This window comes from Cellulophaga baltica (genome assembly GCF_900102165.1).
GTDB lineage: Bacteria > Bacteroidota > Bacteroidia > Flavobacteriales > Flavobacteriaceae > Cellulophaga > Cellulophaga baltica.
Map to the genome: position 1 here is coordinate 297183 of NZ_FNBD01000003.1, position 26301 is coordinate 323483.

29 protein-coding genes are annotated in these 26301 nt (G+C 33.5%); 23 read left to right on the top strand and 6 right to left on the bottom strand.

Going from position 1 to position 26301, the window contains the following annotated elements; translation table 11 throughout:
• Positions 1–230 precede the first annotated feature (230 nt).
• The 7 genes from rnpA (at position 231) to BLQ19_RS07025 (ending at position 6346) form a co-directional block, all read left to right on the top strand.
• Complete coding sequence (rnpA, locus tag BLQ19_RS06995; protein ID WP_024482404.1) at positions 231–650, top strand: ribonuclease P protein component; 420 nt, start codon at positions 231–233, stop codon at positions 648–650.
• A 48-nt stretch (positions 651–698) separates the two neighbouring features.
• A complete protein-coding gene (locus BLQ19_RS07000; RefSeq protein ID WP_074537844.1) occupies positions 699–2327 on the top strand; it encodes a S41 family peptidase in 1629 nt (542 codons plus the stop codon).
• A gap of 151 nt (positions 2328–2478) precedes the next feature.
• On the top strand, positions 2479–3354 hold the full coding sequence (locus BLQ19_RS07005; RefSeq protein WP_074537845.1) for a YegJ family protein: 876 nt from the start codon (positions 2479–2481) through the stop codon (positions 3352–3354).
• A gap of 33 nt (positions 3355–3387) precedes the next feature.
• Positions 3388–3900, top strand: coding sequence for a GNAT family N-acetyltransferase (locus BLQ19_RS07010; protein WP_024482401.1), 513 nt, complete (start codon positions 3388–3390; stop codon positions 3898–3900).
• Between the two features lie 155 nt (positions 3901–4055).
• On the top strand, positions 4056–4658 hold the full coding sequence (locus BLQ19_RS07015; protein WP_175444408.1) for a hypothetical protein: 603 nt from the start codon (positions 4056–4058) through the stop codon (positions 4656–4658).
• Positions 4659–4817: 159 nt separating this feature from the next.
• Positions 4818–5750: an NAD-dependent epimerase/dehydratase family protein gene (locus BLQ19_RS07020; protein ID WP_074537959.1), complete on the top strand. Its 933-nt coding sequence runs from the start codon at positions 4818–4820 to the stop codon at positions 5748–5750.
• 44 nt (positions 5751–5794) lie between these two features.
• The gene (locus BLQ19_RS07025; RefSeq protein ID WP_074537847.1) at positions 5795–6346 is read left to right on the top strand and encodes a nucleotidyltransferase family protein; all 552 of its coding nucleotides are present in this window, start codon (positions 5795–5797) and stop codon (positions 6344–6346) included.
• A gap of 19 nt (positions 6347–6365) precedes the next feature.
• Here the strand turns inward: BLQ19_RS07025 and BLQ19_RS07030 are convergent, their stop codons facing one another.
• The 6 genes from BLQ19_RS07030 to BLQ19_RS07055 form a co-directional block, all read right to left on the bottom strand.
• Positions 6366–6998, bottom strand: a complete 633-nt coding sequence (locus tag BLQ19_RS07030) for a LysE family translocator (protein ID WP_029450441.1) — start codon at positions 6996–6998, stop codon at positions 6366–6368.
• Positions 6999–7002: 4 nt separating this feature from the next.
• Positions 7003–7530, bottom strand: a complete 528-nt coding sequence (locus BLQ19_RS07035) for a GNAT family N-acetyltransferase (RefSeq protein WP_074537848.1) — start codon at positions 7528–7530, stop codon at positions 7003–7005.
• A 2-nt stretch (positions 7531–7532) separates the two neighbouring features.
• Positions 7533–8207, bottom strand: a complete 675-nt coding sequence (locus tag BLQ19_RS07040) for a hypothetical protein (RefSeq protein WP_074537849.1) — start codon at positions 8205–8207, stop codon at positions 7533–7535.
• Positions 8208–8262: 55 nt separating this feature from the next.
• Positions 8263–8805 carry an HD domain-containing protein gene (locus tag BLQ19_RS07045; RefSeq protein ID WP_074537960.1) on the bottom strand — a complete coding sequence of 181 codons (543 nt, stop codon included), beginning with the start codon at positions 8803–8805 and terminating at the stop codon, positions 8263–8265.
• A gap of 103 nt (positions 8806–8908) precedes the next feature.
• Positions 8909–9295 (bottom strand): hypothetical protein, encoded by a 387-nt coding sequence (locus BLQ19_RS07050; RefSeq protein WP_139150214.1) that lies wholly within the window; start codon positions 9293–9295, stop codon positions 8909–8911.
• Positions 9296–9441: 146 nt separating this feature from the next.
• The gene (locus tag BLQ19_RS07055; RefSeq protein ID WP_254788270.1) at positions 9442–9867 is read right to left on the bottom strand and encodes a hypothetical protein; all 426 of its coding nucleotides are present in this window, start codon (positions 9865–9867) and stop codon (positions 9442–9444) included.
• Positions 9868–12037: 2170 nt separating this feature from the next.
• Here BLQ19_RS07055 and BLQ19_RS07060 point away from each other — a divergent pair.
• From BLQ19_RS07060 to BLQ19_RS07130, 16 genes are all read left to right on the top strand, one after another.
• A complete protein-coding gene (locus BLQ19_RS07060; protein ID WP_074537851.1) occupies positions 12038–13033 on the top strand; it encodes a hypothetical protein in 996 nt (331 codons plus the stop codon).
• A gap of 110 nt (positions 13034–13143) precedes the next feature.
• Positions 13144–13746 (top strand): hypothetical protein, encoded by a 603-nt coding sequence (locus BLQ19_RS07065; RefSeq protein WP_074537852.1) that lies wholly within the window; start codon positions 13144–13146, stop codon positions 13744–13746.
• Between the two features lie 26 nt (positions 13747–13772).
• Entirely contained in the window at positions 13773–14474 is a 702-nt protein-coding gene (locus tag BLQ19_RS07070) for a HEAT repeat domain-containing protein (protein ID WP_074537853.1), read from the top strand.
• An 8-nt stretch (positions 14475–14482) separates the two neighbouring features.
• The gene (locus tag BLQ19_RS21230; RefSeq protein ID WP_074537854.1) at positions 14483–15547 is read left to right on the top strand and encodes a tetratricopeptide repeat protein; all 1065 of its coding nucleotides are present in this window, start codon (positions 14483–14485) and stop codon (positions 15545–15547) included.
• Positions 15548–15588: 41 nt separating this feature from the next.
• Positions 15589–16161: a hypothetical protein gene (locus BLQ19_RS07080; RefSeq protein WP_139150215.1), complete on the top strand. Its 573-nt coding sequence runs from the start codon at positions 15589–15591 to the stop codon at positions 16159–16161.
• Between the two features lie 72 nt (positions 16162–16233).
• Positions 16234–16677: a hypothetical protein gene (locus BLQ19_RS07085; RefSeq protein WP_074537856.1), complete on the top strand. Its 444-nt coding sequence runs from the start codon at positions 16234–16236 to the stop codon at positions 16675–16677.
• A complete protein-coding gene (locus BLQ19_RS07090) occupies positions 16670–16939 on the top strand; it encodes a hypothetical protein (protein WP_074537857.1) in 270 nt (89 codons plus the stop codon). Before BLQ19_RS07085 ends, BLQ19_RS07090 begins: the two co-directional genes overlap by 8 nt.
• A gap of 149 nt (positions 16940–17088) precedes the next feature.
• A complete protein-coding gene (locus BLQ19_RS07095) occupies positions 17089–17631 on the top strand; it encodes a hypothetical protein (protein ID WP_074537858.1) in 543 nt (180 codons plus the stop codon).
• Between the two features lie 231 nt (positions 17632–17862).
• Entirely contained in the window at positions 17863–19050 is a 1188-nt protein-coding gene (locus tag BLQ19_RS07100) for a hypothetical protein (RefSeq protein WP_074537859.1), read from the top strand.
• Positions 19051–19550: 500 nt separating this feature from the next.
• Positions 19551–20978: a S41 family peptidase gene (locus tag BLQ19_RS07105; RefSeq protein WP_074537860.1), complete on the top strand. Its 1428-nt coding sequence runs from the start codon at positions 19551–19553 to the stop codon at positions 20976–20978.
• A gap of 773 nt (positions 20979–21751) precedes the next feature.
• Positions 21752–22273 carry a DUF3644 domain-containing protein gene (locus tag BLQ19_RS21400; RefSeq protein ID WP_217637575.1) on the top strand — a complete coding sequence of 174 codons (522 nt, stop codon included), beginning with the start codon at positions 21752–21754 and terminating at the stop codon, positions 22271–22273.
• Positions 22274–22411: 138 nt separating this feature from the next.
• The gene (locus BLQ19_RS21405) at positions 22412–22876 is read left to right on the top strand and encodes a hypothetical protein (RefSeq protein WP_217637576.1); all 465 of its coding nucleotides are present in this window, start codon (positions 22412–22414) and stop codon (positions 22874–22876) included.
• 240 nt (positions 22877–23116) lie between these two features.
• Positions 23117–23692, top strand: a complete 576-nt coding sequence (locus BLQ19_RS07115) for an HAD hydrolase-like protein (RefSeq protein ID WP_074537861.1) — start codon at positions 23117–23119, stop codon at positions 23690–23692.
• 3 nt (positions 23693–23695) lie between these two features.
• Positions 23696–24325, top strand: coding sequence for a phosphoribosyltransferase (locus tag BLQ19_RS07120; RefSeq protein WP_074537862.1), 630 nt, complete (start codon positions 23696–23698; stop codon positions 24323–24325).
• Between the two features lie 10 nt (positions 24326–24335).
• Complete coding sequence (locus BLQ19_RS07125) at positions 24336–25334, top strand: DNA-processing protein DprA (protein WP_074537863.1); 999 nt, start codon at positions 24336–24338, stop codon at positions 25332–25334.
• A 163-nt stretch (positions 25335–25497) separates the two neighbouring features.
• Positions 25498–26232: a hypothetical protein gene (locus BLQ19_RS07130; protein WP_074537864.1), complete on the top strand. Its 735-nt coding sequence runs from the start codon at positions 25498–25500 to the stop codon at positions 26230–26232.
• Positions 26233–26301: the final 69 nt, after the last annotated feature.

Below are 26301 nucleotides of genomic sequence, written 5' to 3' on the forward strand. Positions count from 1 at the left end.
CTAATATAAATTAATGATTTGAAAAGGTGTTGCGAAAGCAATGCCTTTTTTGTTTTAACGACTTGAGGTTACTTTTCATGACAGGGTTACTATACTCAAAAAGGACTGTAATACGCCCTATAAAACCAGACTTCAAAAAGCTATTGATTGTCTAGAGCTACACAAAATGCCTCGCGATAATAACTATATCGCATGAAACAGTATCTTTGCAACATACAGCAATAAGAACCGTGGAAAACAAACCTGATTTTAGCTATTCAAGAGCTGAAAAACTAAAAAGCAAAAAGCTTTTTGAAAAAATGTTCGCAGAAGGAAAAAGTGTGGCTAATTTTCCACTGCGTGTTATTTACGTAAAAGCAGATTTTAAAGATAATGTTCCTATAAAAGCTGGGGTCACAGTTTCTAAACGTAATTTTAAAAGCGCTGTAAAAAGAAATAGAATAAAACGCTTGCTACGAGAAGCTTACCGGCTTAATAAATCTATGGTAAGTAACAATAGTACAGATAAGTATGCGTTGTTAATTTTATATCTTGGTAAAGAAATGCCTGAGAGTAAAGCGGTACACCAGAAAATGGAAGTGCTTCTTGATAAATTCAATAAAAAAATAGCCCAAGAATCAAAAAAATCGACTTCAGAAGAAATCAAGTAAAGCCACTTCCTTAAAGTGTTTTATTGATTTGATCAAAATAAAATTCCCATGAAAAAACTGATTAAAAAACGTGTTATCATTCCTGTTTTTGCCCTCGTATTTATTGTCGTTGGGAGTAGTTTTAAAAGTGATTTTTTCGAAATCGCAAAACAGATAGAGATTTTCACTACGTTGTTCAAAGAATTGAACATGAATTATGTGGATGAAACCAATCCCGCAGAATTAATGGATATCGCCATTAAAAGTATGTTGGAAGGTCTTGATCCTTATACTCGTTTTTTAAACGAACAAGATGTAGAAGCGTATAAGATTAGTAATGCAGGAGAATACTCTGGTATCGGTGCTATTGTTAGAGCTTATGATGATAAGCTGGTTATTGTTGAGCCTTATAAAGACAATCCTGCAGATAAAGCAGGTTTAAAAGCAGGCGATGAAATTATTAAAATTGGAGAAATTGATGTTAAAGATTTTAAAGACAATGCCACAGAACTTTTAAAAGGGGCAAACAATACAAGCGTAACGGTGACCTACAACAGACAAGGTGAAACCAAGACTACGAGCATCACCAGAGAAGCTATTGAGGTAGACGCTGTGCCCTATTACAAAATGGTGAATGAAAAAACAGGTTATATTGTCCTAGCTAAATTTAATAAAAAAGCATCGGAACAAACCAAAGCTGCTTTAATCGATTTAAAGAATAAAGGAGCGCAAAAAATCATTTTAGATTTAAGAGGAAATCCGGGAGGCCTACTGTCAGAAGCGATCAATGTTACCAATTTATTTGTACCCAAAGGAGAGTTGATTGTTACTACAAAGTCTAAGGTCAAAAAATTTAATTCTGAATACAAAACAAAAAATGCGCCTGTAGATACAGAAATTCCGTTAGTAGTTTTAGTGAATGGAAGTAGTGCATCGGCAAGTGAAATTGTTTCTGGTGGCTTACAAGATTTAGATAGGGCTGTAGTTATTGGTGCTCGTAGTTTTGGAAAAGGCTTAGTACAACGCCCTTTAAAACTCACGTACGGCACTCAATTAAAAGTAACTATTTCTCGCTACTATACACCTTCTGGCAGATGCATACAGTCTTTAGATTATTGGAATAGAGATGCTGCGGGTAATGCGGTGAAAACAACAGACATTCATGACTTTAAAACCCGTAATGGTCGTAAAGTACAAAATGGTGGTGGTGTATTACCAGATGTAGAAATCGCTGCATTAAAAACCAATACCCTTACCACGGCATTGCTTCGTGAAAATGCTATTTTTAACTATGCTACACAGTTCTACTATAAAAATAGTGTTCCTGATGTTGCTAATTTTGAATTTACAGACGCCCATTTTGAAGCTTTTAAAACCTATATAAAATCTTCTGGTTTTACGTTTGAAACCGCTACTGAAAAGGCGTTAAATAAAGCGATGGCATTGAATGACACCGACTTATTAGATACGCAGGTACAAGAAAAATACCGTGAGCTATTGGCAGAAATAAACACCAAGAAAATCACAGGATTGGATAAATCTAAAAAGGAGATTAAAAAGCAATTAGAAGATGAAATTATAACACGTTACTTCTATAGCCAAGGACTTTATGATTATTTCTTAACCCATGATGAGGCTATTTTAACCGCTACAGAACTTTTGAATGATGCGGCGAAGTATAAAAGTATTTTAAAATAAAAAAACACTTCTTATATACTAAAAGGCTATCCCAACAGATAGCCTTTTCTTTTTCCTATTCATTGCAGTTCGTCTAAATGTATGAACAAGCGCCGCTTTTTTTCTCTATTTTAGAGGTGTAGCTATATACAAACACCACTAAAAAAACATTATGGGATTACTAAACAGGTTATTTGGAAAGAAAGAAACAGTACGGCAACGTGAAGGAAACCCTGATGTTTATAACGCCTCTAATGATAATGACCGGATGAATTGGGCAATGGAAAAAGCAAAGCTCACCCTGCATTATTTTGAAGCTTGTCTTGCTAACCCTAAAAAAGATCAGCATTATTTTTCGATTAAAGCACGAATAGAAGATAATGGAAAAATAGAACATATCTGGCTGATGGAACCTAGCTTTGATACCGACGGAAATATTTTTGGTGTGGTAGGTAATGAACCTATCGATGTTACCAATGTACGGATTAATGAAAAAATAGGAATTACCGCTAATGAGGTTTCTGATTGGATGATTATAGAAAACGGAAGACTTATTGGTGGCTATACCATTCGCGCTATCCGGGATGGTATTAGTGGAGCTGAATTAGCCAATTTTGATAAAAGCCTTGGAGGCATGTTTATAGATGAAGGTGAAGATTATTTCCCTCCTAATTTAGACACCCCGGAAGGGGCCATCTTAGCCCTAGAAAATGCCTATGATGAAGATAATTTAGACAAGGCCATCAGCTGTAAAGATTTTCATAAGGAGGCAGAATTTATGCTAAAACGAACCGTTAAAATAGAACTGAATGAAGAGATCATTGCTTCTACTTCAGAACTGCTAAGGCTATCGTACATAAAGAATATGCAAGAACACGGAATGCCAAAATTTAATGATCTTAAAAGAGCTTTTAGCAGACAAATTATTTCAGAAGACCATTGTATTATTACCGAAACATGCCACTACCCCGATGGCGGAAAATCAGTACAGAAATTTAACACGTATAAAATAGAAAACCAATGGAAAGTTCTTGGTTTAGAGGATTAGAAATTCAAATAGTTAACTATTCTCATCTAACGTATGCTACAAACAGAACGCCTTCAATTTAAGCCTTACCTCCCTGAGTATAGACTTGCATTAGAAAAACTATGTTGTGAAAATGAGCTCGTCATGAAATCTACTTTAAAGGGACGCACTTTTACCAAAGTAGAATTTGAAAGCCTTATCAATGAGGAATTTATTAGAACTACAAAGGATGCCTTCGGATTCTGGTGTGTAACGGATAAAGCAGACGGATCTCTTGTGGGTATTTCAGGCATTCATCCTTGTCATTATCAAGGAGATCATGCACACGAATTTGGGTTTATTCTCCACCAGGACTATTGGGGTAAAGGCTTGGCTACCGAAATTGGAAACTTCTGGTTAACACATGCGCAAAGCCATCTAAAACTCCCAAAACTTGTCGCAACCGTACACCCGAACAATACGGCATCAAGAAATGTATTAGAAAAACTAGGATTAAACTTTATCAGTACGTTTACTGCTCCTGAACGAGGAGAACGTTGTCTGTATAGCAAAGTAGTAAACTCCTAAAGTAACTCTGCTTATTCGTTTAAATTGCCCTTTAAGACGCCTGCAACTCAAGTAAAGAACCAAAGATTAAAACGAAAAATAAAATCTGTAGAGAAATGCCAGTCACCCAAATAAAGTAAATAGAAATCGCTTACCATATGAATAAACCAAGGCCTATGTTTAAAGCATTCTTTACTAAAAATAAAAGAGACACGTCTTTCCTAAAACATGTAGCTTGTTGGTGTATGCTCTTATTTATATGTTCTTGCGCCACCTTAAAGAAGACAACATTAGCCCCAAATCAAATAGAACTCACCGCAGAGAATTTATATTTAATCAACGGGACTTATGAAAATAATACCAGTGAAGGTCCTCCTTATTTAGATTATTTCTGGGGTTCATACCTTAGGGCCAAAGAATTTAAAATCGTTTCCAAAAAGGTAAACAAAGAAAACAAGCCCTACCTCGTCACCCTTAACGTACTCACTAGAAAAAAAATCAGAGCTTCGGTAACCATAAATGATAGTCTTTTAAAAACGTATACGATAAGGGGGAAAATAAAAAACGGTTATTTTGAACAGCATAGAAAAATGTATATTTTGCCTGCACTACTCATTAATGAATATCATTCTTCCAAGTTTAGAATAGGACTCCTTAAAGACCATAAAGTACTTACTGATTTTAAAAAAATTGAATTCGGTACCGTCTATTTTTTTAGTCCCTTTAACAATAGTGCAGCATATTATTCATTACCTCATCTAAGAATAACACCAGAATAACTTCCTAGAGTTTAGCCCCTATTTTTTTGATGATGAAACACCAAAAAACAGAATAGCTTACATAACTTTAAGTTTTACTTACCTTTATAAGTGGGTTAAAAAGTACTATTCACCAGTATCTTTGTAGTGTTAAATACGATGCTAAATACAAAAAAAAACATGCAGGTAATTTTAGGAGCAAACGGAATTATAGGAGAAGAATTGGCAAAAGAATTACGCGCCAAATACACGCAAGACATCACACTTATGGGGCGCACTCCCAAAAAGGTGCACCCAGAAGATTTATTATTTAAAGGCGATTTATTACATCCTGAAGACGTACATAAGGCATTGGAAAATGCAACTATTGCGTATATGACCGTAGGCTTACCTTATAAATCTTCGGTTTGGTTGAGCGATTGGCCAAAAATTATGAAAAATGTTATTGCAGCCTGCAAAGCTAATAATTGTAAGCTTGTTTATTTTGATAATACATATGCATATGCTCAGGATCGTAAAATACAACGCGAGGATTCTCCTTTTGCTTCAAAAGGAAAAAAAGGAATCGCTAAAAAAATTGCGGCAGAACTACTTTTAAAAGCCATTGAGGAAAACGAAATTGAAGCGGTAATTTGTAGGGCACCAGAATTTTATGGTCCTGGAAAAACACAAGGACTTACCAATGCTTTAGTTTTTGAAAAATTAAGGGCACATAAGGAACCTAAAGTATTTTTAAGAGATGATGTGGTACGCACACTTATTTACACCCCAGATGCTAGTAAAGCTATGGCGCTACTGGGCAATACTCCTGATACTTTTGGACAAACATGGCATCTTCCTTGTGATGACCATCGGTTAACGTACAAAGAACTATTTGCAGAAATCTCTACACAACTAGGCCGTACCATTAGCTATGGTATTTTAAGTGCCATTACCTTAAAAATAGGCGCACTTTTTAATGCTAATTTAAAAGAAACCCAAGAGTTACTGCCGAGGTATATGATTGATAATATTTTTGATTCCTCAAAATTTAAGGAGCGGTTTCCAGATTTTAAGGTGACTTCCTATTCCCAAGGTATTAAAGAAATACTACATAGTTTTGGCATACAATAACGATGGCTACAACTTCTATTGATGACTAATAGATACACCTCAACATGATCTCAACGCTAGAACAACAACTGATACGGTATATTAGAGCAGATGCTTGGATGCTTGCTATTTTGGCAACTGTACGCGATGTAGCCTTGCAAGATTGTTGGATTGGTGCTGGCTTTGTACGTAATAAAATCTGGGATGTATTGCATGGCTTTGCACGTACACCATTAAATGATATTGATGTTATTTATTTTGACCGTAGCAACACCACTAAAGTAAAAGACCAAGAAATTGAAACACGATTAAAAGCCCTTCACCCGACACTAAACTGGTCTGTTAAAAACCAAGCAAGAATGCATCTAAGAAATGGACAGCTTCCCTATGCCTCCTGTGAAGAAGCAATTTCTTATTGGCCAGAAACGGCAACGGCCATTGCGGTACGTTTAACTACTCTTGATAAGCTAGCCTATTGTGCCCCTTATGGTTTAGAAGATTTGTTTTTATTGATAGTTAAACCTACTCCAAATTTTGATGTAAACCAATACCGTGATCGGATACATAAAAAATCATGGCAGCGTAGGTGGCACCAGTTAACGGTGCAAACCGAATAAAGAGGAAAACAAGGATACCTTACTTTTTTAGTAATGCGAGTTTTATTCCTAGCGCAACAAAAATTCCGCCTGTTACCTTATCCAACCACATTTTTATTTTATAATTTTTTCTAATGCGATGCGATAATTTTGACGCAAATAAGGCCAAAATTAAACACCAGATGGTTCCCGTTAATAAAAAGGTGAAGCCAAGAATTAGAAATGGAAGTGAGCTTTGCACATACTCAGGATCTATAAATTGTGGTAAAAAAGCTAGGAAAAATAAGGCTACTTTCGGATTTAAAATATTGGTCAGTACTCCAGAAAAATAAATTTTTCTATAATTTACCCGCTTCGTTTCATTCCCTAACTCAAATTTTTCATCTGCTCTTTTAAAAATTGTTTTAAGTCCCAAAAAAATAAGATAAGCAGCACCTAAATATTTAACAATTTCAAAAGCCGCAGCAGATTTAGCAAGGAGTATAGACAGGCCTAAGGTGGCAAAAATGATATGGAAAATAGCGCCTGTAGAAATCCCTAATGCAGATAAAATTCCAGCCTTTTTTCCTTGAGCTATACTTCTGCCAAGAATATACATGGTGTCTGCTCCTGGGGTTATATTCATAAGTAATCCCGCGAGTAAAAAAGCCTCAAAATTTATGATTCCGAACATGCTATTATTTACTTGAATTTAATTCTCTAACCATTCTATGCATTCCTTTCAGCTCTTCTTTAAAATACGGAATCTCTAGCCTTGTTTTGCTATGATAGCTAAAACCTAGTTTTTCATAGAAAGCAATAGCATTTAGGTTGGTATCAATCACCGCTAAAAATAGTTTTTTAGTCCCGCGCGCTTCTAGCTTTTCTATAAGGGTGCCTAGTGCCCATTTTCCAATTCCTAATCCTTTACATTCTGGAAGTAAGTATATTTTTTCCAATACTACGGAATGGTCAAAAGACAAATCTGTTGACGAAGTTGTTTTAATTTTAAGAAAACCCACTTGCTTTAATTTATGTTCTATAAAAAAATACTCGGTAGTATCATCGGCTAAGTCGGCCATTATCCTTTCTACACTAAATTCCTGTTCTAGATACCATTCTAAGCCGCCTTCATTCCAATGGTCATGAAAATTTAGCGCATACGCATCGGTACAGATTTTCTTTAAATCCATATACTCCGTTGCTGATGCTTTTTTTAGATTCATGATTAATTTTTTATAAAAAACTCATATTCATTGGTCGTCATTAGAAAAGACTGGTATGGTTCTATTGCCTGTTCATCTTCCTCATCATAAGTAGCAAATAGTTCATCAATAGCATTTACCTTAATTGTATGGAGTTCCATATCTGGAAAATAATATAATTTGTTCGGGTCACTGATTAATACCAAGCTGCCCCTTTGCTTTTTAGCATAGTAATGAACGGCCGTTGAAGATTGTTCTATACGTTCAAAGACACCTTCTTCGGCTATTTCTTTTTCAATACCACAGCCATGTTCTACTATTTTAAAAGGAATAGTTTCTGGAAACTCGATGGGCTCTTTAGCCGCAATCTCAAAACGTATGTCTGTAACGTAACAGTCGGGCGCACCACAATCAAATCCGTGAAGATTAAAAGGAAGCTCAAACACAATCCTGTCCTCTACTTGCTCTACAAGCCCTCTGAGGTACAGCTCTTGTAATATACTAGATTTTAGAAGTTCATTGGGTTTAGATTTGAGAAGCTGATTTCGTAAAGCGTTTTGTGTTTCTTCGAAAGACAATTTGCTTGTAATTATACTGTCAGATGCGGGAGTTATCGGTACGCTATTTTCTATATTTTTTATTTTGGTGGAACAAGACATAAATATTACGCTACATAAGAAAAAAGCAAATTTCATCATACTATTTTTGGTGTTATCCTATTCCGTTAAAGTACTGAAAGAAACTAAGATACTGCTACAGACTTTTTATGTGCGCTTCGTATTCGGTTATTTTAGCGGCTAATCGTTTACGTAAATACGCATTTTTATCCCCTAAAGTATTCAAAATTAGCGTAGCCTCTTCACTGTACGCTACAACCTTCTCTTGGCTCCAATGGCTTGGCGGATGCTGTAAGTTGGTGATGCGGTCTGCTAATTTCACCAATCCTACCTCTTTTTCTAAGCTATTAATTCGCCTTAAGCTATCCAACATCCTCTCTTGCTTTGAAGGTAACTTTTCATCTTTAGTTAGTGCTCTTACCGCCGCTGCTATTGGTGCTCCAAATTTATTTTTAATTTCATCAAAGTCAGCACTCGTATCTTCAAGGGCATCATGAAGTATGGCAATTTGAAGCGCAAAATCAAGATCAAAACTATCGTCATGATGGTAAGCTAGCAGCACTTCCATGGCCACATTGGAGATATGCAAGAGGTAGTTCGCATTGGTTCCAGGCACTTTTTGTTCGCTGTGTTTTTCTCCAGCAAATTTCATCGCTTCCTGATATAGTTCTTGTGTCATTTTATGCTTATTTAGATACTTAACTGCTGCCGTCTTATAGATGAAACGCTTCCTATACATACGTTAGCCGTTTAAGTTAATCTAAATTTTTGAAAATCATTCATTAGTATGCTCTACGGCGATTGTTTTTTACAAGCTCTATTTTATCGTCACCTAGTTGGTGCACTTCCCAAGTATATTCAAACTTTCCTCCATAAGAATAGATATCTATTGTTTCCTGATCCTTATTATATTCATATTTCCCCCAATGATCAGTGCGTCTGGCTATATAATTTCCACATCTATTTGGGCCATTCAAATTAGTTGAATAACTTCTATAAACTCCACTTTTTCTAAAATTCATGATTAGTGAACCTCTCCCAGGTTCCGATCTGGTATACACAACGACATCTTTACTTTCGCTGGGTATGGGAGATTGTGACCAATAGCCTAAGATATCAAAATTTAAGATTGGCTCTTCCTGTGCTGATACTGAGAAAGCTGATAGCACTAAAATAAAAATAATTATTTGTCTCATGAAAAATCATATTCCAAAAATTATACCAAGATGTACGCAATGGTTTTACTCTTTTATTTATTACCTAGTCTCTATTCTCTTAAAAAGGCTTCTTTCTAAGTGTTTTTCTATATCCCGTTTCACGCAAAGACCCTTTTTTTACTTAAGAGTTCTGTTGCTCTTTTGGCTTTTTCAAAATCTGCATCTATAAGCCAAATTTTCAAATCTCTTTTATCCATGTTAAGATTTAAATATGCTTTATTCTTATATATTTTAGCAGAACCACTTCCAACAAAAAACTCGACAACAACCGTAAAAGCAGAAAACCACCAGTTGGCTTTTTCCGCATTCAGCGCTACCTTATTTAATGAACTAAAGGAGTATGATCCATTATTTTTTGGGTCAGACAGGTCTATGACTTCAAATTCATCCGTTTTAAAGACTATTTTTAGTTCTGGCTGATTTCTTAAATCTACGGTTTCTTCCATTTTTATTTTTTTATCGTAAAACATATTTATAGTTGTAAGTGGCACTGGCGTAATTTGCACTACTTGCGCCCTGCCCATTGTTATAGTTTTGATGCTTGAAACAGATTTATAATTCCACTCAACCTGAATTAGGAGCGACTCTTAATATTCGCTTATCATGGTACAGAGTTTGTATGCTACATATAACCTCTACAATTTTACGCCATGTCTTAAAAATAGAAAAAAATTTCTACACAGCACCTATTTACTCCTTTTCCTTATCAATTGTGCTACTATTCTCAGATAGCTCTAAAAAAAAGGCCTTAGATTACTTATTAAAAAACCAGCGGTGTATCAATAATTTATGTGGTTCTCATGAAAACTTCTCGATACTAATTATTCTTCCGATAACGCTCCAGACTAATTCACTCGAAGTGACATCATGATTTCAAAGACAGTTTTTGAAAATTCAACAACCGTTCATAAAAACATCGGGGTTACCAAAAAGAGAGTGTCAGTTCGAGTGGCGCTTGTGTAGTGCAAGCGAAATAAGCGTTGTATCGAGAACCTTTGAACAAACAAGGACTTCTCGATACTAATTATTCTTCCGCTAACGCTCCAGACTAATTCACTCGAAGTGACATTGCGATTTCTACAAGGGTCCTTGAATATTCAACAACCGTTCATAAAAACATCAAGGTTACCAAAAAAGGAGACCGTCAGTTCGAGTGGCGCCTGTGTAGTGCAAACGAAATAAGCGTTGTATCGAGAACCTTTGTACACACAAGGACTTCTCGATACTAAGTATTCCTCCGCTAACGCTCCAAAATAATTCACTCGAAGTGACATTGCGATTTCTACAAGGGTCCTTGAATATTCGACAACCGTTCACGAAATAACTTAGACTAGAATTAACACCAAACTGTCAGTTCAATTAGCGCTTGTGTAGTGCAAACGAAATAAGTGTTGTATCGAGAACTTTGTACACACAAGGACTTCTCGATACTAAGTATTCCTTCGCTAACGCTCCAAAATAATTCACTCCAAGTGACATTGCGATTTCAACAACAGTCCTTGAAAATTCAACAAGCGTTCATAAAAAAATTGAGGTTATCAAAAAACGAAACTGTCAGTTCGAGTGGCGCCTGTGTAGTGCAAGCGAAATAAGCGTTGTATCGAGAACCTTCAAACACACAAGGACTTCTCGATACAAATTACTCCTCCGCTAAGGCTCCAAAATAATTCACTCCAAGTGACATTGCGATTTCAACGATAGTCCTTGAATATTCAACAACCGTTCACGAAATAACTTAGACTAGAATCAACACCAAACTGTCAGTTCGAGTGGCGCTTGTGTAGTGCAAACGAAATAAGCGTTGTATAGAGAACCTTTGAACACACAAAGACTTCTCGATACTAAGTACTCCTCCGCTAACGCTCCAAACTAATTCACTCGAAGTGACATCATGATTTCAATAACAGTTAATGAAAATTCAACAACCGTTCATAAAAAAATTGAGGTTATCAAAAAACGAGACCGTCAGCTTGAGTGGCGCTTGTGTAGTGCGAGCGAAATAAGCGTTGTATCGAGAACCTTTCAACACACAAGGACTTCTCCATATTAACCACTCCTCCGCTAAAGCTCCAAAATAATTCACTCCACGTGACATTGCGATTTCAACGACAGTCCTTGAATATTCAACAAGTTCATAAAAAACATCGGGGTTACCAAAAAACGAGACCGTCAGTTCGAGTGGCGCTTGTGTAGTGCAAACGAAATAAGCGTTTTATCGAGAACCTTTGAACACACAAAGACTTCTCGATACTAAGTATTCTTCCGCTAACGCTCCCAAATAATTCACTCGAAGTGACATCATGATTTCAACAACTACCCTCAAAAATTCAACAACCATTCATAAAAACATCGGGGTTACCAAAAAACGAGACCGTCAGTTCGAGTGGCGCTTGTTTAGTGCAAACGAAATAAGCGTTGTATCGAGAACCTTTAAACACAAAAAGACTTCTCGATACAAATGATATTTTCGCTAATGCTCCAAAATAATTCACTCGAAGTGACATCATGATTTCAACAACAGTTCTTTAAACAAGAACTACAGCTACAATCACAGGACTAATTATAACAAGCACATGTTTGCTATATTCCTTACATTGCATACCTGAAACCTATTACGAAGGTATTTCTAAGCTTAGGTATAAGTGTACTTTTTATATCCCTAGCCTAAATGAATACTTTGGAACACTCCTTTTGATGAGAAAAAACAGCCTATTTCCTGTCCTACTTCTTTTATGTCTTGTACAATCATGTGCCGAACGAAAAGATATAGACCTTACTGGGTTTAGTTTATCACATTTTAGAACTATTGAAGAACAATATACCGGCGGAGAAATTATAGATCCTAGCGTCTATGCGCTTTCGGAGGATTATGATATCATCTCTTTTATTCTAAAAGACCAAACAGTTCCAAATTTAGACCTTATTGTACGTTATGTGTATGCAAAAAAAGACTCGGTGGTTGCAGAAATTAGGTATGAATTAGATACAGACGATACCTACCAAAAGAAAAGCCTAGCATTCCGGAAAGCGCTTGCAGATCACTTTAGAAACGTAGCGAAAATAACAAGTGCCACCAATACAAAGAAAGCGGAGCATGGCACATTTGACGCTCAAACCCCTATTAATGATATTGATGACTATTACAAAATAATCTACTGGACAGAAGAGTATGTAAACACCACACTACTCTTGCAAATGTCTAACACCCTACAACCAGAAACAAACACCTACCCCAACCATAAAGTTCATCTCACCTACCAACTAGAATCAGAGCACAACACCATGCCAAAGAGCAGCCTTATTGGCCATAAGGAATTGGAAAATCAGGTTTCTAAAATGCCAAAATTTAGCAATGCCACCAGGATACCCTTACTACCTGAATGTATAAACACGCCCACAGAAGACTGCTTTTGTACTACCATAAATAATAAAGTGTTAGCACTCGCTAAACAAAAAGGGGTCGCCTTAGTTGCAGATACTCTTATTATTGGTGTTCGGGTAAACAAAGAGGGCGTCCCATCATTATTCAGGACCAAAAGTACCAACCCAAAACTACCCGAAATATGTGAAACGGTTATCGCTTCGCTTACCAACGTTGAACCCTCTTATAGTAGCGATAATGAAGCCTATGTGACCTCCTCATATTCTTGGTATATTATATTTAAAGACGATGAAATTGTAATTCAGTAATACATAGTAAACGGCACCCATTGATGCTCCATATTACTTGCCCTGCAATTAATGCGTAAAACAAGCGCTATAATTATGTATTTTAGACCCTAATTGAGCATAAAGGTGCTATGAATAAAAAAATTATCGCAGTTATACTATTATATCTAGTTCAGTTTATGGCCAGCTCCTGTGTCATCGATTGCGGTTGTGAGGATAAAAAAACTTTTGATAAATTATATGATGAAGTACGCCTAGAACTGTGGGATATGAACATATATCCATTCACACCATTGGAGGACAAAAACAATGCTGACAAGCTAGATTTTGGCCTCACTATGATGGTTACTTATAATGTAGCACAAATTGGCGCAGTACAACAGAAATTAAGATTTAATAGCCTTGGTTTTACTACTGCAAACGCCTGTAGTTGCGCTAGTGATGAATATATTGCCACAGACCCTATTACCTCCTTCCAAATTATGGCTATGGATACTGCAACGGAAGAAATAACAGATGTTACCCACCAGTTTATAACTTATAATTATGATGACGAGCCCATAACCATAAATGAATACCGCGAGATTTACTATTACGAGCCTGATGATGTTGTTTTTAGATTAATAGATGTTTACTATTTTCCTAACACCGTTCAGTTTGAGGTTAAGGCTAATTTAGCTTCTGGTAGGATTATCAGTCAAAAGACCCCCGTTGTAACATTTGTTCATCAATAAATGTAATTATATTGAGCATCATAAAAATGAGCAATAAACAAGAGCAACTTGAAAATAGAGGATATCTAGAAACTGGAATTGACTCTCAGTATTTAAACAGCTCATTTGAACAAAAAATTACATTACTAAGAAGTAAAATAGCCACAGAAAGAACCCTAGGAGCACGATTGTTAAAAGAGGATAAAGGGGCAAAAACAACAGAACTTCTTATTAACGCTCTAAAAAACGAAAAAAAATTATATCCAAAAATTGAAATTTGTAATACCCTATCTACGTTCAGTCCACTAGTGATACCTCTGCTCATCGAATGTTTAGGGAAAATTGGAACTAATCAGCATAAAAAAATACCTGAAAAAGAATTTTCAAAAGATAGCTATCCGTTGCCAAGAGATATTGCGAGTAGAACTTTAATTAGAATAGGAGATAAAGCAATTCCTGAATTATTAACAGCATTAGAAACTACAGATATGATTGCTTTGAGCGAATTAATTGATACTATCGGTCATATCAACTTCAATTTTAAAACAAAGAACATATACAAACCGCTCCAATCTTGCTATTATAGAAATACAGCAGATGAGGTAATCACATGGAAAATTATCCGAGCCTTTAGCGGAATACAGGAAAGTGAAGCCTTCTTAAAGAAATTATATTCTGAGGTTAAAAAAGACGGCCTTAAAAGAGAAATAAAACGAAGCCTCCGACTAATTGAACTAAATAAGAAATAAAAATCATCATGAAGCCTATCCTATTTCTTTTTATAAGCCTCTTTATAAATAGCTGTGCCCATACAGATTGTCCCGAAGGCATTGATATCTTACCTAAATACGGAGCCGTTGAAAAATGTGCAGAACAGCTGCGTATCGACGCTCAATTTCTACAAGAATGTGACCAAATTTATCCTAGCAGAGCCGAAGCCGCAGTGCATCATATAGATTTGGCTTGGGATTTATTTGATGCTCACCAGATAGATGATGCTATGAAACGTTTTAATCAGGCTTGGTTATTAGATAAAAGCAATGCAGATATATACTGGGGCTACGGAAATTTAATGGGACAAGGCAAACACTTTGAGGAGTCTCTTGCTTTTTTTGATGAGTCCATCCAATTAAATGCTCACAATGCAAAAGTTTGGGAATCAAAGGCCCTAAGTTATGGCCAACTATTTTTTAAAACAAAAGAACTAGAAACCCTTGAAAAAGCAATCAGCTGTTATAAAAAATCCTTGACTATTGATCCTGAAAATCCACGTGTCTATGCACAATTAGCCGGTACCTATAGCTATTTTATGCAAAAAGATAGCCTGGCAAAGTACATCCAATTAACAGATGAAATAGATGCTACATTAATAAATCCCGAACTGCGAAAACAACTGAATAGAAATAATCAGACAATGATGAAAATTGAATCTGAAGATGTATTAACAGATGTGCTGTGGAGTTTTAGAACCAATAAATTTGAAAGTCTAGAGCTCTTTTCTAAAGCACTTCTTGAATACAATACCCGTATAAAACCAAATAGCAATATAGACATTGATCGGATATTTAATCGTTCTAAAGAAATAACGGTTGGGTTTATGTTTTGGGGAGAAAATGAAGACGGTGAGGAAGACCAATTTGAAGAAAGCTTTGTTGTAAAGACAACTAATAATAAGGGGTTTTCTGTAAAAGAATTTCTTTATAAAGTGCATAACGAAATCTGTGAGCAAATGGAAGATGAGGATAATGTGTTTTTTGAAGGATTAACGCCTTATGATGATGGCACTGAAAGACCTTTTTATCTTATAAATCAAGGAGGCTAATTTGCCAAATCAAATTCATCCTTTAACCTTAACCAACATCTTTGAAAAAAATAAAACCTCATCTTACCCTTACTATAATTGGAACTTTTAGATGCTATTTAGGGATCGCACTAGGCATTGGATATGGCCTGTTGATAAATTTCTGGTTTAGACTTTTAGATAAGGGATTATTTTTAGCGTTTGATCTGACCATTAGCAAAGTCACTTCAATGGCACAATTTTCTGCTAGTAACTATACAAATTTTTTAATAGCCTTGACATCATCGTCTCTTGGTTTTTGTTATACCATGTATTTTTGGACGAGTAAGCCAACCTATGAAAATAGAAAAGCAACCCTTAAAAATAGGATTACAAATGCAAATTCTATTTTTATATTTATGGTAGTTCTTTTTGTTTTTACAAAGTTTTTAACCTTCCACACGCCGCTAAGGTATGATGGTTTTGGAATAGACTTAAAATCTAGTTATGACTATTATCCTTTTTTTCTGCCAGTGTTTATCTTCCTCTTTAATTGGTCAATTATTTCTCGAAATTATAAATCAGGGAAATTTATACTATGTAGTGCTGGTTTGGTAATTGCTTACGGCATACTGCTTGCTGAAATAAAAACATAAAATAACAAACGAGATTGCCAGATTAGTGCTTTTAATCACATGAATTAATATATTATAGTCAAAAAATAAGGAATGGAATTTTGGGGAATCATTTATACAAAAGGAGACGTAATTAAAGATTTAATTAATTCCAATGGTTATAAGATAACCAACGACTACGCCATAAACTCCAATGAAATAAAAAAATATTGTATTGAAGAAAAATGGATTCTTTCCGCTACAAACCGTTACCTAAACAGCCTAAATTTAAGAAATTACATAGGTCGCTCTGAAACTTTCGCAAAAGTTCTATTTTCTTCTAAAACGGGACTTTTGAAATTTGATTATTTAGAAAAAGGAAAATTTAAGGAACAATTAGTTATTGAAAATGAGACTATAAAAAAACAAATAGGGTTTAAGCTGTATACTTTTACTTCTAAAACAACGACAGAACTATTTTTTGAATTAATAAAAGATAAATTTGATCTAAACAAAGACTTCATTGTTACTAAACCTGATTATTTTATTAATGAATAACAAAGCATCTTATGAATTAACTTCGGAAGACCACGCAGCGGCTGGAATAATATTTAAAGGAATGGCAATTCTATTCATTTCACCTCTACTCACCTATTATCTCATAGCAATGTTTATAGAAACTCAACAAAATGATGATATAAAACCAATGCCAGAAGGGCTTTACTTTGTATTCTTAGGGTTCTTCTCATTTAGTGTCTACACTTTTAGATATGTCTATTTAGAAATCAAAAATTATCTATTAATACAATTAGGGTGTTAAATGATGGAATAATTACTTTACCTCCCAAAACCTAATGCTGCATTTAGCACTTCATCAAAACTTTTAATTCTAATACAAACCAAAGTATCAAAACTACAACTCCATGAAAGTTCTAAACATTCATAAACAAATCATCAAATTATATTTTTATGACTGTATTTAGTCTTTATCCAAAACTTAATATCACCGCAGAAGATTACTTGCATTACAATACCTATTATGTTGAGCATAGTTCTGATAAGGTAAATGAAAGTGCTATTCCAACACGGCTAAAATGGTTGCATGAAATGTATGAAAAAAAACATGTATTACTCAGTGATGCAGCCATTGTAACCCTTAACAATGCTGTGAAGAAACACTTAAAAAGAGATCGTTATTTGTTGCTTATTTTTGGCCTTGGCTGTTTAATCGCCTTCTATTTTGCATTGCAATACCTAAAACCTACCATAGGTGTCAGTTTATACTATAAAGTCCCTGCCGTATATAATAACCCCTGGGATTTTATTTTAGTCAGCGTCATCTTTATAATTGCCTGGTGGTATGAAAAAAGACAGTATAAAAAGAAGCTTATTCTTGGTATAAAAAACAAGTTTATTGCTGCTTTAGAAAGTCACTTTGCATCAACTGTATTTAAAAAAGAAGCACATCAAAACAAAAAACTTAAAAAGGCTACCAAGAACAGAAGGTGGTAATTACTGAAACCTTAATTGAATTGGAGGAATCTGCGAAAAAAGGTCAGGAGTAAATCTAGGAATTCGAATGGTTCGAGCCTTTTAATTAGCACTGTCAAATCACAGATTTGGTTATTAGATAAACTGAAAATTTAGTAATTTTTCTTATACTAAACGTTGTAAAAAATTTATTGCGCAATTTACAACCCTATACAACGTTTATTGCCAAACCGATACCTAAACAAATTATAAATGACCAATAGTAAAAATCCTGTTTTTTTATTCATAGCATTAATAATACTATTTACATCTTGTAATAAAGAAGATAAGGAAGAATTAAAAATAGCTCAAATAAGTGATATAACCGACATAAAAATTGACGTTTCTGAAATCAATATGACAGATGTCAATTTAGATGTTAGCTATATAAACACTAGTCGTAATTCTACTAATGTTAGTGCTAAAATATATTATAAACTTGTTGAAAGTTTATCCTACAATGAAGTAGATGAAGGTCTGGTTAGTAATTTGACACCCGGAAAAAAATATATGGTTAAAGCTATTGTTGAATTAAATGGAGAACAAAAAGAAACTGAAGAAGTGTTTTTTACCACTCTGGGGTTTTATTCAGATAATTTAAAGGGGTGGGTAGATAATTTTGAAAATAGAACATATACTATTTCAAATACTTCATCGAAAGCCAATTTTAAGGAAGCCCAAAATCTAAGAGGGTATATAAAAGTTGAAAATGATAGTTTGCCGCTAGAAAAAATTGACGTCACTTCTAACTCTAGTTTGAGTATTACTATACCTGAAAACACACAGGAATTCTTTAAAAACGATACGGAGCACATCATAAAAAAAGTATTCAGTATTGTTCTTTTTAGCGGAGACTACAATATTGAAATTCAAGACTCGACTAATGGCGTTACATCTAGGTTTTGGGTTAAGGATACAAATCACTTCACTGTATATAACAAAATTCCATTCATCGATTCTCGTTCGCAAGATGTTATTTATCAAGATTGCGAAGGGCGTGCTAAAATTCAATTTTCATTTTATGGTGGCTTTGGAGGGTTTCCTTACTCAAAAACTAATGTTTTACAGGAAAGTGAATATAAAGAAATAGAAATTACGATAAGGGCAAACGAAGTTGATAATAATGAAATTATAACTTTTTTAGATTATTCCAACAGCAGACAACATACTGATAATGGAGGAACATTACCTAATATTTGCAATAAAGAAGAATTCTTGCCCTTAGAAGAATATTTTAGTGATGTGATTGAGTTTAAAAGTATGTCTCTTAAATTTAACTTGTTAATTTTAAATTTATTTGCAGAAAAATATCCTGTTGGTAATTATTCAATTACAATCAAAGGAACGCGATATGATAATAGTATTTGGAATTCAAATACGTATGAATTCCAAATAGAATAATCTTCTTTCTTACATTTTAAAAATAGTTCTCATAGATAGAGAATTAAAACATTTGTCAACAAAAGTAACCGATACAAAAGTCTATAATTCGCAAAATAACGACTACAATAACCGCCTTTTTAAGGCGGTTATTTTTTTTAGCTTAGTAAATGATAAGGTAATTTTAAGGTACTTACATGTGAGCTTATTGAATCGTTACTATACTTATGAATCAATGCATGTAAAAACCTTCTAATACCAAAAATACCAGATTGTTGAGTCCTAATGTATTTATTTGAAAGATTAAATAACCTATGGTAAGCAAAATATACCTACTTCTACCAAAAACAGTTTCATTGCCAGTACCTTTTATGCTACGCTAGTAGCTGCAAGAGATTACAACGCTCCCCACTTATTAAAAAATTAAATACCTGGGTATATCCGTACGTTGTAGTGCATTTAAGAAAAACTGTAACATACTTTAAAGATTGTAATCTTTAGAATAGAAATCAATCAACATTATGCGAACGAATAATATTCTTTTCTCAATACTACTTTTTTTAATTTTATTAATAGGTTGTAAACCAAATAAAGAAGAAAACAACTCAATTGAAGGAATTTGGGAATCTATCGGTTATGGGGAGATTTTGAAAATAGATGCTAATTCTTACAAATATTTTGACATAACCGATTTTTCTTGCTTACCAGCAAAAGAAGGCAATATTTCAGAAGCCACAAATTCTATGCAAGTTTCAAACGATACACTAATCATAAAGCGTGGATTTAGCAAATATCGCTACGTAAGGATAAAAAAGCTTCCAGACTTTTGCAATCAAAACTCAAAAGATAAAAACGATATCTCATATAATTTCGAGGTTTTTGCAAATACCTATAAAAATCACTACGCATATTTTGACCTCAATAAAATTGTTTGGGGTAGTCTATACATAAACTCAAAAAACAAAATCAACTCAAAAAGCACAGAAGTTGATTTATATTTAGTTTTGGAAGATATGATTGAAAAATTAAAAGACAATCACGGTTCCATAGAACCAACAGATGAAGTTTACGGATTAGCAGAAAATCAAATTCAATCAGAATTAGCGGAAGAAAAAACAGAAGAATTAAAAGAATATGGCGATTTTGAAATTTCTGGAATCGTTGCAGACTATTATCTTCAAGAGGATTTAACCAAAGATACGTGGCTTATGAAATGGGGAAAGATGGAAAACAATGTTGGCTATATCCAAATCAAAGCAATGTTTTTGTATGCAGATTTTAATTTAGACGATAGCCTTGTCAAAGAAAATGGATTTGTTTCAACATATATGGATGCATTTGATAGCTTAAATTATGAACAGCAAATTTCAAAAGAAGTTGCTGGAATAAGTAAATTAATGGATACGATAATGCAAGACCTAAAACACACAAGACATATTATTATCGATGTTCGCTTTAATGGCGGTGGACAGGATGTGGTAGCATTAGAAATTTTGAGACGTTTTAACGCTGATAAAAAACAAATCGCTATTAAAAAAGCAAGACACATTAACAGCTACACTATAAAGACACCAATTTATTTAGAGCCTGCTAAAACCCCATATACAAAACCAGTTTATTTATTGACTTCTCAACAGTCTGCAAGCGCAACTGATATGATGGCATTAGGTTCAATGGAATTAAATAATCTAAAACGTATTGGCTCACATACAAATGGAGCAATTTCAGATGCTTTACAAAAGACATTGCCAAATGGTTGGTATTTTTCACTTTCAAATGAAGTTTACACAGATAATAATGATAAATGCTATGAAAATATAGGAGTGCCTGTTCATTATGAATTGAATTACCCTGATGATAGACAGACATTTTTTAGAAGTATTGCTAACGATTTAGAAAAAGATAAAAGGAAAATTTTAAATGCAATTAACGAGCTACAAAGCGAGTAAAAACGCACCACAACACTATATATAGCAAATTGGGTGATTAGTGTTTAATCGAAAGGTTATTGTCTATTTCCAAAGTCGCCAAATCTTTTGATTTGGTATTAAAAGAGAAAAATTAAAACCAGCCTCGCCGGCAGGCAGGCAAAAAGTTTTGGCTTGTGACTAATCTGAAAGTAATCGCTTGTTTCCTGCCCAACTTGCCATATATTTAACGTTGCCACACATTACCTACAATAGGTTTAAGCTGCACGGTAAATTGCAAAGTCATCGGGTTACGGCCTAGATCCCTGGCAGGATTCATATTTCCACCGTAAAGAGCGTTAAAAATCAAATGCTGTTTGAGCGATAGCGAGTTCATTTGATTTAGCGAATAAGGATGTGAAATATATCCGAAGGGGCAAGCCTTGATTTTCCCGCCTGCCGGCAGGCAGGTTTGGTTCGTTTTTTATCAAGAAAAAAATGAACAGGCACCCAAAACTTATAAATATACCAGGCATTACACTCGCAGCGCTCCACTCTAAGCTTAGCTTCTATAGGTTCTCACCTAATATCCACATACGTATCATTGTCTCTTAAAACCGTTCTAATATTGAAAATACCCGATTATACAGTGCAAAAGCGTGTATTTCAACGATTAAATAAAGGATTATAAAGAAAATACCCCGTTTCTGCGGTTTCCCGCAGAATAGCCATTTCTTTTTAGATTACTTTAGTACCTGTAAGAAATTACAACTCTCCCCCACCCATTAATAACGGTATAGTTAAATATCTGTACGTTGGAATTAGTTGAAAAACTACGAATAACAATGGCATTAAGAAAAGGAAGAACAAAATTAACTCTTGAGAGTTCAATAGATTCTGCTCTATTAGCAGTCGAAATTTACAACAAACCAAGAACACCTTTTCGTGTGGAAGGATTCATTACTCAAATGATTATGGCTTGGACACGATTATTTCATTCTCACTTTCATAATACAATTGGAAGTAAATACTATTATAAAAGTTCGAATGGCAGGTATCAAACAATAGATGGAGAAAAGAAATCTTGGGAATTAAAAACTTGTATAACAAAACACGCAGGAATTTCTGCTTCAATAAAATCAAATTTAAATTTCTTTATCAAACTTCGAAATAAAATAGAACATAGACATATTGATAGAGATGAAGTTGGTATAATGATATTTGGAGAGTGTCAAGCTTTACTTTATAATTATGAAAATACATTAATAGATTTTTTCGGAGAAGAATATGCTCTTAACGAGAGTTTGTCCTTTTCTATTCAATTTTCTCGACTATGAAAAAAATCTCAGTTAGAAGCAAGTAAAAAACTTCTCTCAAAAGAAATTAAGGAATTAAAATCATTTATTGAAACTTACAGACATTCTTTAACCGATGATATTTTCAATACACAAGAGTATAGTATCAAACTAATTCAAGTGCCAAAAATTACAAACACAAATAGAAATGATTTAGCTATAGAGTTTGTTAATTGGAATTCTGTATCCGAAGCTGATAGAGAAAATTATGATAAAATAACAACAATAATAAAAGACAAGGTTGTTAAGAAAGAGGCTATAAATCCTGGAAAAAGAAAACCAAGTGATGTTATCGAAAAAGTCAATTCTGAAATTGATTTTGTAATAAATCATTATGACCACAAATGCCTCTATTGTTGTTTTCAAATACGACCAGCTAATGGAAATGGTATAGATGACCCTTTTGACACTAATATAAATTACTGCCATTACGATGAAGTTCATGATGATTATGTTTATCAAGATGAATGGGCGGAATTAATTATAAATGGAATTAATAAAGGAACTCTAACCAAAGAAATTTGGAAAGAAAAGTTTAAAAATAAGGAAACGTTTAATTTAATTCAATTTGAAACTACCGAATAAAGAGTAATAAAATACCATTATAGAACTGAAAATACCCCATTATTTAGTTAGAAAATGTGAGTTTCAGCGATTAAACAAACAATTATAAAGAAAATACTCTGCTTTTACGGAAAACCGCAGAATAGCCATTTCTATTTAATTTACATTAGTAACAGTAACAGATTGCAACCCTCCCCCAAAAATATTAACTGAATACTTACGTGTATTCGCACATCAGGTGCCTGCGAATAAAAAACATAGATGAATAAAAAAAAACTGAACATAAATGAAAATGACATTCTATTCTTTGATATGGATGGAACATTAGTTAATACAGATTTTGCAAACTTCTTATCGTATAAAAAAGCGATACAATTGTTCATACAACTCGGAGATGAAATTCAATTTAATCCTGATGATAGATTTAATCGAACTTCATTAAAAATTGCATTTCCAAATCTGACGGAGAAGGAATATGAAAAAATAATTAAAAAGAAAGAGGAAAATTATAAAGAACATTTATCGGAAACAAAACTAAATAAAACTGTTATGAACATTCTACTAAAATATTACAAAACAAATAAAACAGTATTAGTAACAAACTGTAGAGAAGATAGAGCATTGATTACATTAAGCTATCATAACTTAACTGATAAGTTTAGTAATATATTTTTTAGAACGGTTTCGGAAAACGGAAAGCGAATAAATAAATACAAAAATGCAATATCAAGTTTAAGCCTATCGGCTCAAACTGTTATTGTATTTGAAAATGAAAAACCTGAAATTGAAGATGCTATTCGCGCAGGAATATTTGCTAAAAACATAATAAAAATTTAATATATGAAAGCATTTACAATTGAAAAAAATGAATTTTTGAAAAAAGATGTCAAAGGTTATTATTGCACTGATTACATAGCTTACGAAAGACGTAGTGAAGTTAAGAACTATCCAATGTTTTTACTGACATTAAAAAATGACCCAAATAAAGATTGGTGGGCTTCTAAACTTAAAAGTGCTGAAAAAAATTTATTGGATCTAATTTTGAATAACCTTCCCAAAATTAGTGATGAAGTTAAATTAAAACCATTGACAGTTTGTGTTATACCTAGGTCCAAAGCAGATAATACATATCGTTCAGACCAACTTCTATTTAAGGAGACCATTAAGAATGCTGTAAATCAGTTGGGTATTAATTTTATAAATGGTACAGGTTTTATTGCACGACATACCAATACTAAAACCACACACCTTCGTAAACCAATTAAAGGTTTCATAAATGATGGTTTAATACCTTACCCTGGTATTACTAAAGATACTTGTCATATTTCAGAAAAGATTATTGGAAAAGATATTTTACTAATTGATGATATTTATACAAAAGGCATTAATATTGATGAAGATGCAATTCAAGCATTAATAGACAATGGTGCTAATTCGGTTTTATTCTATGCAATAGGAAAAACAATCTAATAAAGTAAAAATGAAATACACAGATAACGCAATTAATATTCTAACAACAAAGACCTACAAAGGAATCGGTAGAGCTTGGATAGTTAAAAATTTAATAGGTAATGAAAGTGTAGAGAAAATAGTTTCATTAATCAATAGCAATTCAAAACAAAAAGAACTAATAACAGTTGCTGACTTCGAATTTAACAAGAATCAAACTATAAATCAAATCGAAATATTTGAAGAAAGTTGTGATGGTCTTATCGCTATCGGAGATAAGAATTTTCCAAAATATAGAGGAAATGTAAAAGAAAGTGAAAGACCAATATTTCTTTTTTACAAGGGGGATTTAACTTTAATTGATTTTGATAGTAATAACGTAACTGTAATTGGACTTCTAAATCCCGATGAAACAATAGAAAGGAGAGAACAAAAAATAGTTTCAGAAATTGTAAAAAAAGAGATAACAATTTTGAGTGGTTTAGCATTTGGCTGTGATAGTATCGCTCATAAACAAGCACTTAATGGAGGCAAAACGGTTGCTTTTTTACCAAGTCCTCTTCATAAAATAATGCCAGCAAAAAATAAATGGTTAGCATTCGAGATAGTTGAAGAAGGTGGACTTTTAGTGTCTGAATATTTTGACGAGCATAAATCAGGAATGGACTTAAGTAGTCGATATAAAGACCGTGACAGATTACAAGCATTATATTGTGATACTATAATTTTGGCTGCAAGTTATGCTCAAGATACAGCTGAAAGATGGAAATTATTTGGTCAAAAATTAGATAGTGGAGCAAGATTGGCGATGGGTTTTGCAAAGGATTATAATATTCCAAGAGCTGTTATGTATGACCAAAATCTTGATGTAAATAATCCAATGTTTGATTTAAATCGCGAGTTAATTAATGAAGACAAATTAATTACAATTTTGACTCAAAATACTTTGGAAGAAATTATAAGTAATATTTATTTAAATAAAGAAAAGGCAATTAGACAAAACAATTTTCGGGCTGATTTATTCGAATAAATTGTGAATAGAAAATTGCGGAATGAAATAACCAATTCAGTATTAAAATTTAATCCAATAATTAGTATCAACCTTTATTCTAAATTAAATGTTCCATGCTTCTAAATACTTATTATTAGCAGCAATTTGAAAATATCAGAAAATACATTATAAAAAGTAAATTATGAATAAAACCCTGTGGATTTTACCTGTTCTAATTTTATTGAGTTGTAAGCAAGGTAAAGAACCAATTACAAAAACTGAAACTGAGATTATAACGGATATAATACTAGAAAAACCTACGAAAGCTAAACCGAAGTACAAAATAGATTTCGACACTACAAAAATAGCAAACTTCACGGTTGAGAATACTGAATTTTCAAGCCTGAAAGCTTTGACACAAAAACTATCTGACTATTCTACTCAAGAACTAAAAGACTTACCAAACTTCATCAGATTGACAATGTCTATTGTCGTGCCATTCGATATTTCGAAAAAGAATCTTGAAAATACTCTTAAATCCATCGTTCATGAGGAAACAGAAAAAAATAATGATATTGATGAAATTCTAATATTTGCTTATGATGATAAAAACGACATTGGAACTGGTTATACATTTGGGAAATTACTATGGGCGCCAGATGCTAAAATAGATAATGTAACACCTGAGATAGCTCTAAAAAATGTTCGAACGAATTATCGGTTTGAAATAAGCATCAAAGAAAAAGTTGGCAATATTAAAAAAGAGGATTTGCCCACAAAAAGAGAATTAGAAATTTACAATGAAACAATGGATGAAAAGTATATTGGAATGGACGATGATGTAATCCGAGATATTGTAATGAAAAAATTCAAAATTAAAACTGAGAAAGAATACGAAAATATTTATTTAAAAGTTGGTGTTTATAAAATTTTTTAATGCTGGATTAAAAAAACTATACCTAACAATGAATAAGTTTTAAATAAATAACTTCAAATCATATCAATA

Coding starts and splice junctions, on each gene's coding strand:
- BLQ19_RS07000 (WP_074537844.1), top strand. CDS start 699: ATGAAAAAACTGATTAAAAAACGTGTTATCATTCCTGTTTTTGCCCTC.
- BLQ19_RS07005 (WP_074537845.1), top strand. CDS start 2,479: ATGGGATTACTAAACAGGTTATTTGGAAAGAAAGAAACAGTACGGCAA.
- BLQ19_RS07010 (WP_024482401.1), top strand. CDS start 3,388: ATGCTACAAACAGAACGCCTTCAATTTAAGCCTTACCTCCCTGAGTAT.
- BLQ19_RS07015 (WP_175444408.1), top strand. CDS start 4,056: ATGTTTAAAGCATTCTTTACTAAAAATAAAAGAGACACGTCTTTCCTA.
- BLQ19_RS07020 (WP_074537959.1), top strand. CDS start 4,818: ATGCAGGTAATTTTAGGAGCAAACGGAATTATAGGAGAAGAATTGGCA.
- BLQ19_RS07025 (WP_074537847.1), top strand. CDS start 5,795: ATGATCTCAACGCTAGAACAACAACTGATACGGTATATTAGAGCAGAT.
- BLQ19_RS07030 (WP_029450441.1), bottom strand. CDS start 6,998: ATGTTCGGAATCATAAATTTTGAGGCTTTTTTACTCGCGGGATTACTT.
- BLQ19_RS07035 (WP_074537848.1), bottom strand. CDS start 7,530: ATGAATCTAAAAAAAGCATCAGCAACGGAGTATATGGATTTAAAGAAA.
- BLQ19_RS07040 (WP_074537849.1), bottom strand. CDS start 8,207: ATGATGAAATTTGCTTTTTTCTTATGTAGCGTAATATTTATGTCTTGT.
- BLQ19_RS07045 (WP_074537960.1), bottom strand. CDS start 8,805: ATGACACAAGAACTATATCAGGAAGCGATGAAATTTGCTGGAGAAAAA.
- BLQ19_RS07055 (WP_254788270.1), bottom strand. CDS start 9,867: ATGGGCAGGGCGCAAGTAGTGCAAATTACGCCAGTGCCACTTACAACT.
- BLQ19_RS07060 (WP_074537851.1), top strand. CDS start 12,038: ATGAGAAAAAACAGCCTATTTCCTGTCCTACTTCTTTTATGTCTTGTA.
- BLQ19_RS07065 (WP_074537852.1), top strand. CDS start 13,144: ATGAATAAAAAAATTATCGCAGTTATACTATTATATCTAGTTCAGTTT.
- BLQ19_RS07070 (WP_074537853.1), top strand. CDS start 13,773: ATGAGCAATAAACAAGAGCAACTTGAAAATAGAGGATATCTAGAAACT.
- BLQ19_RS21230 (WP_074537854.1), top strand. CDS start 14,483: ATGAAGCCTATCCTATTTCTTTTTATAAGCCTCTTTATAAATAGCTGT.
- BLQ19_RS07085 (WP_074537856.1), top strand. CDS start 16,234: ATGGAATTTTGGGGAATCATTTATACAAAAGGAGACGTAATTAAAGAT.
- BLQ19_RS07090 (WP_074537857.1), top strand. CDS start 16,670: ATGAATAACAAAGCATCTTATGAATTAACTTCGGAAGACCACGCAGCG.
- BLQ19_RS07095 (WP_074537858.1), top strand. CDS start 17,089: ATGACTGTATTTAGTCTTTATCCAAAACTTAATATCACCGCAGAAGAT.
- BLQ19_RS07100 (WP_074537859.1), top strand. CDS start 17,863: ATGACCAATAGTAAAAATCCTGTTTTTTTATTCATAGCATTAATAATA.
- BLQ19_RS07105 (WP_074537860.1), top strand. CDS start 19,551: ATGCGAACGAATAATATTCTTTTCTCAATACTACTTTTTTTAATTTTA.
- BLQ19_RS07115 (WP_074537861.1), top strand. CDS start 23,117: ATGAATAAAAAAAAACTGAACATAAATGAAAATGACATTCTATTCTTT.
- BLQ19_RS07120 (WP_074537862.1), top strand. CDS start 23,696: ATGAAAGCATTTACAATTGAAAAAAATGAATTTTTGAAAAAAGATGTC.
- BLQ19_RS07125 (WP_074537863.1), top strand. CDS start 24,336: ATGAAATACACAGATAACGCAATTAATATTCTAACAACAAAGACCTAC.
- BLQ19_RS07130 (WP_074537864.1), top strand. CDS start 25,498: ATGAATAAAACCCTGTGGATTTTACCTGTTCTAATTTTATTGAGTTGT.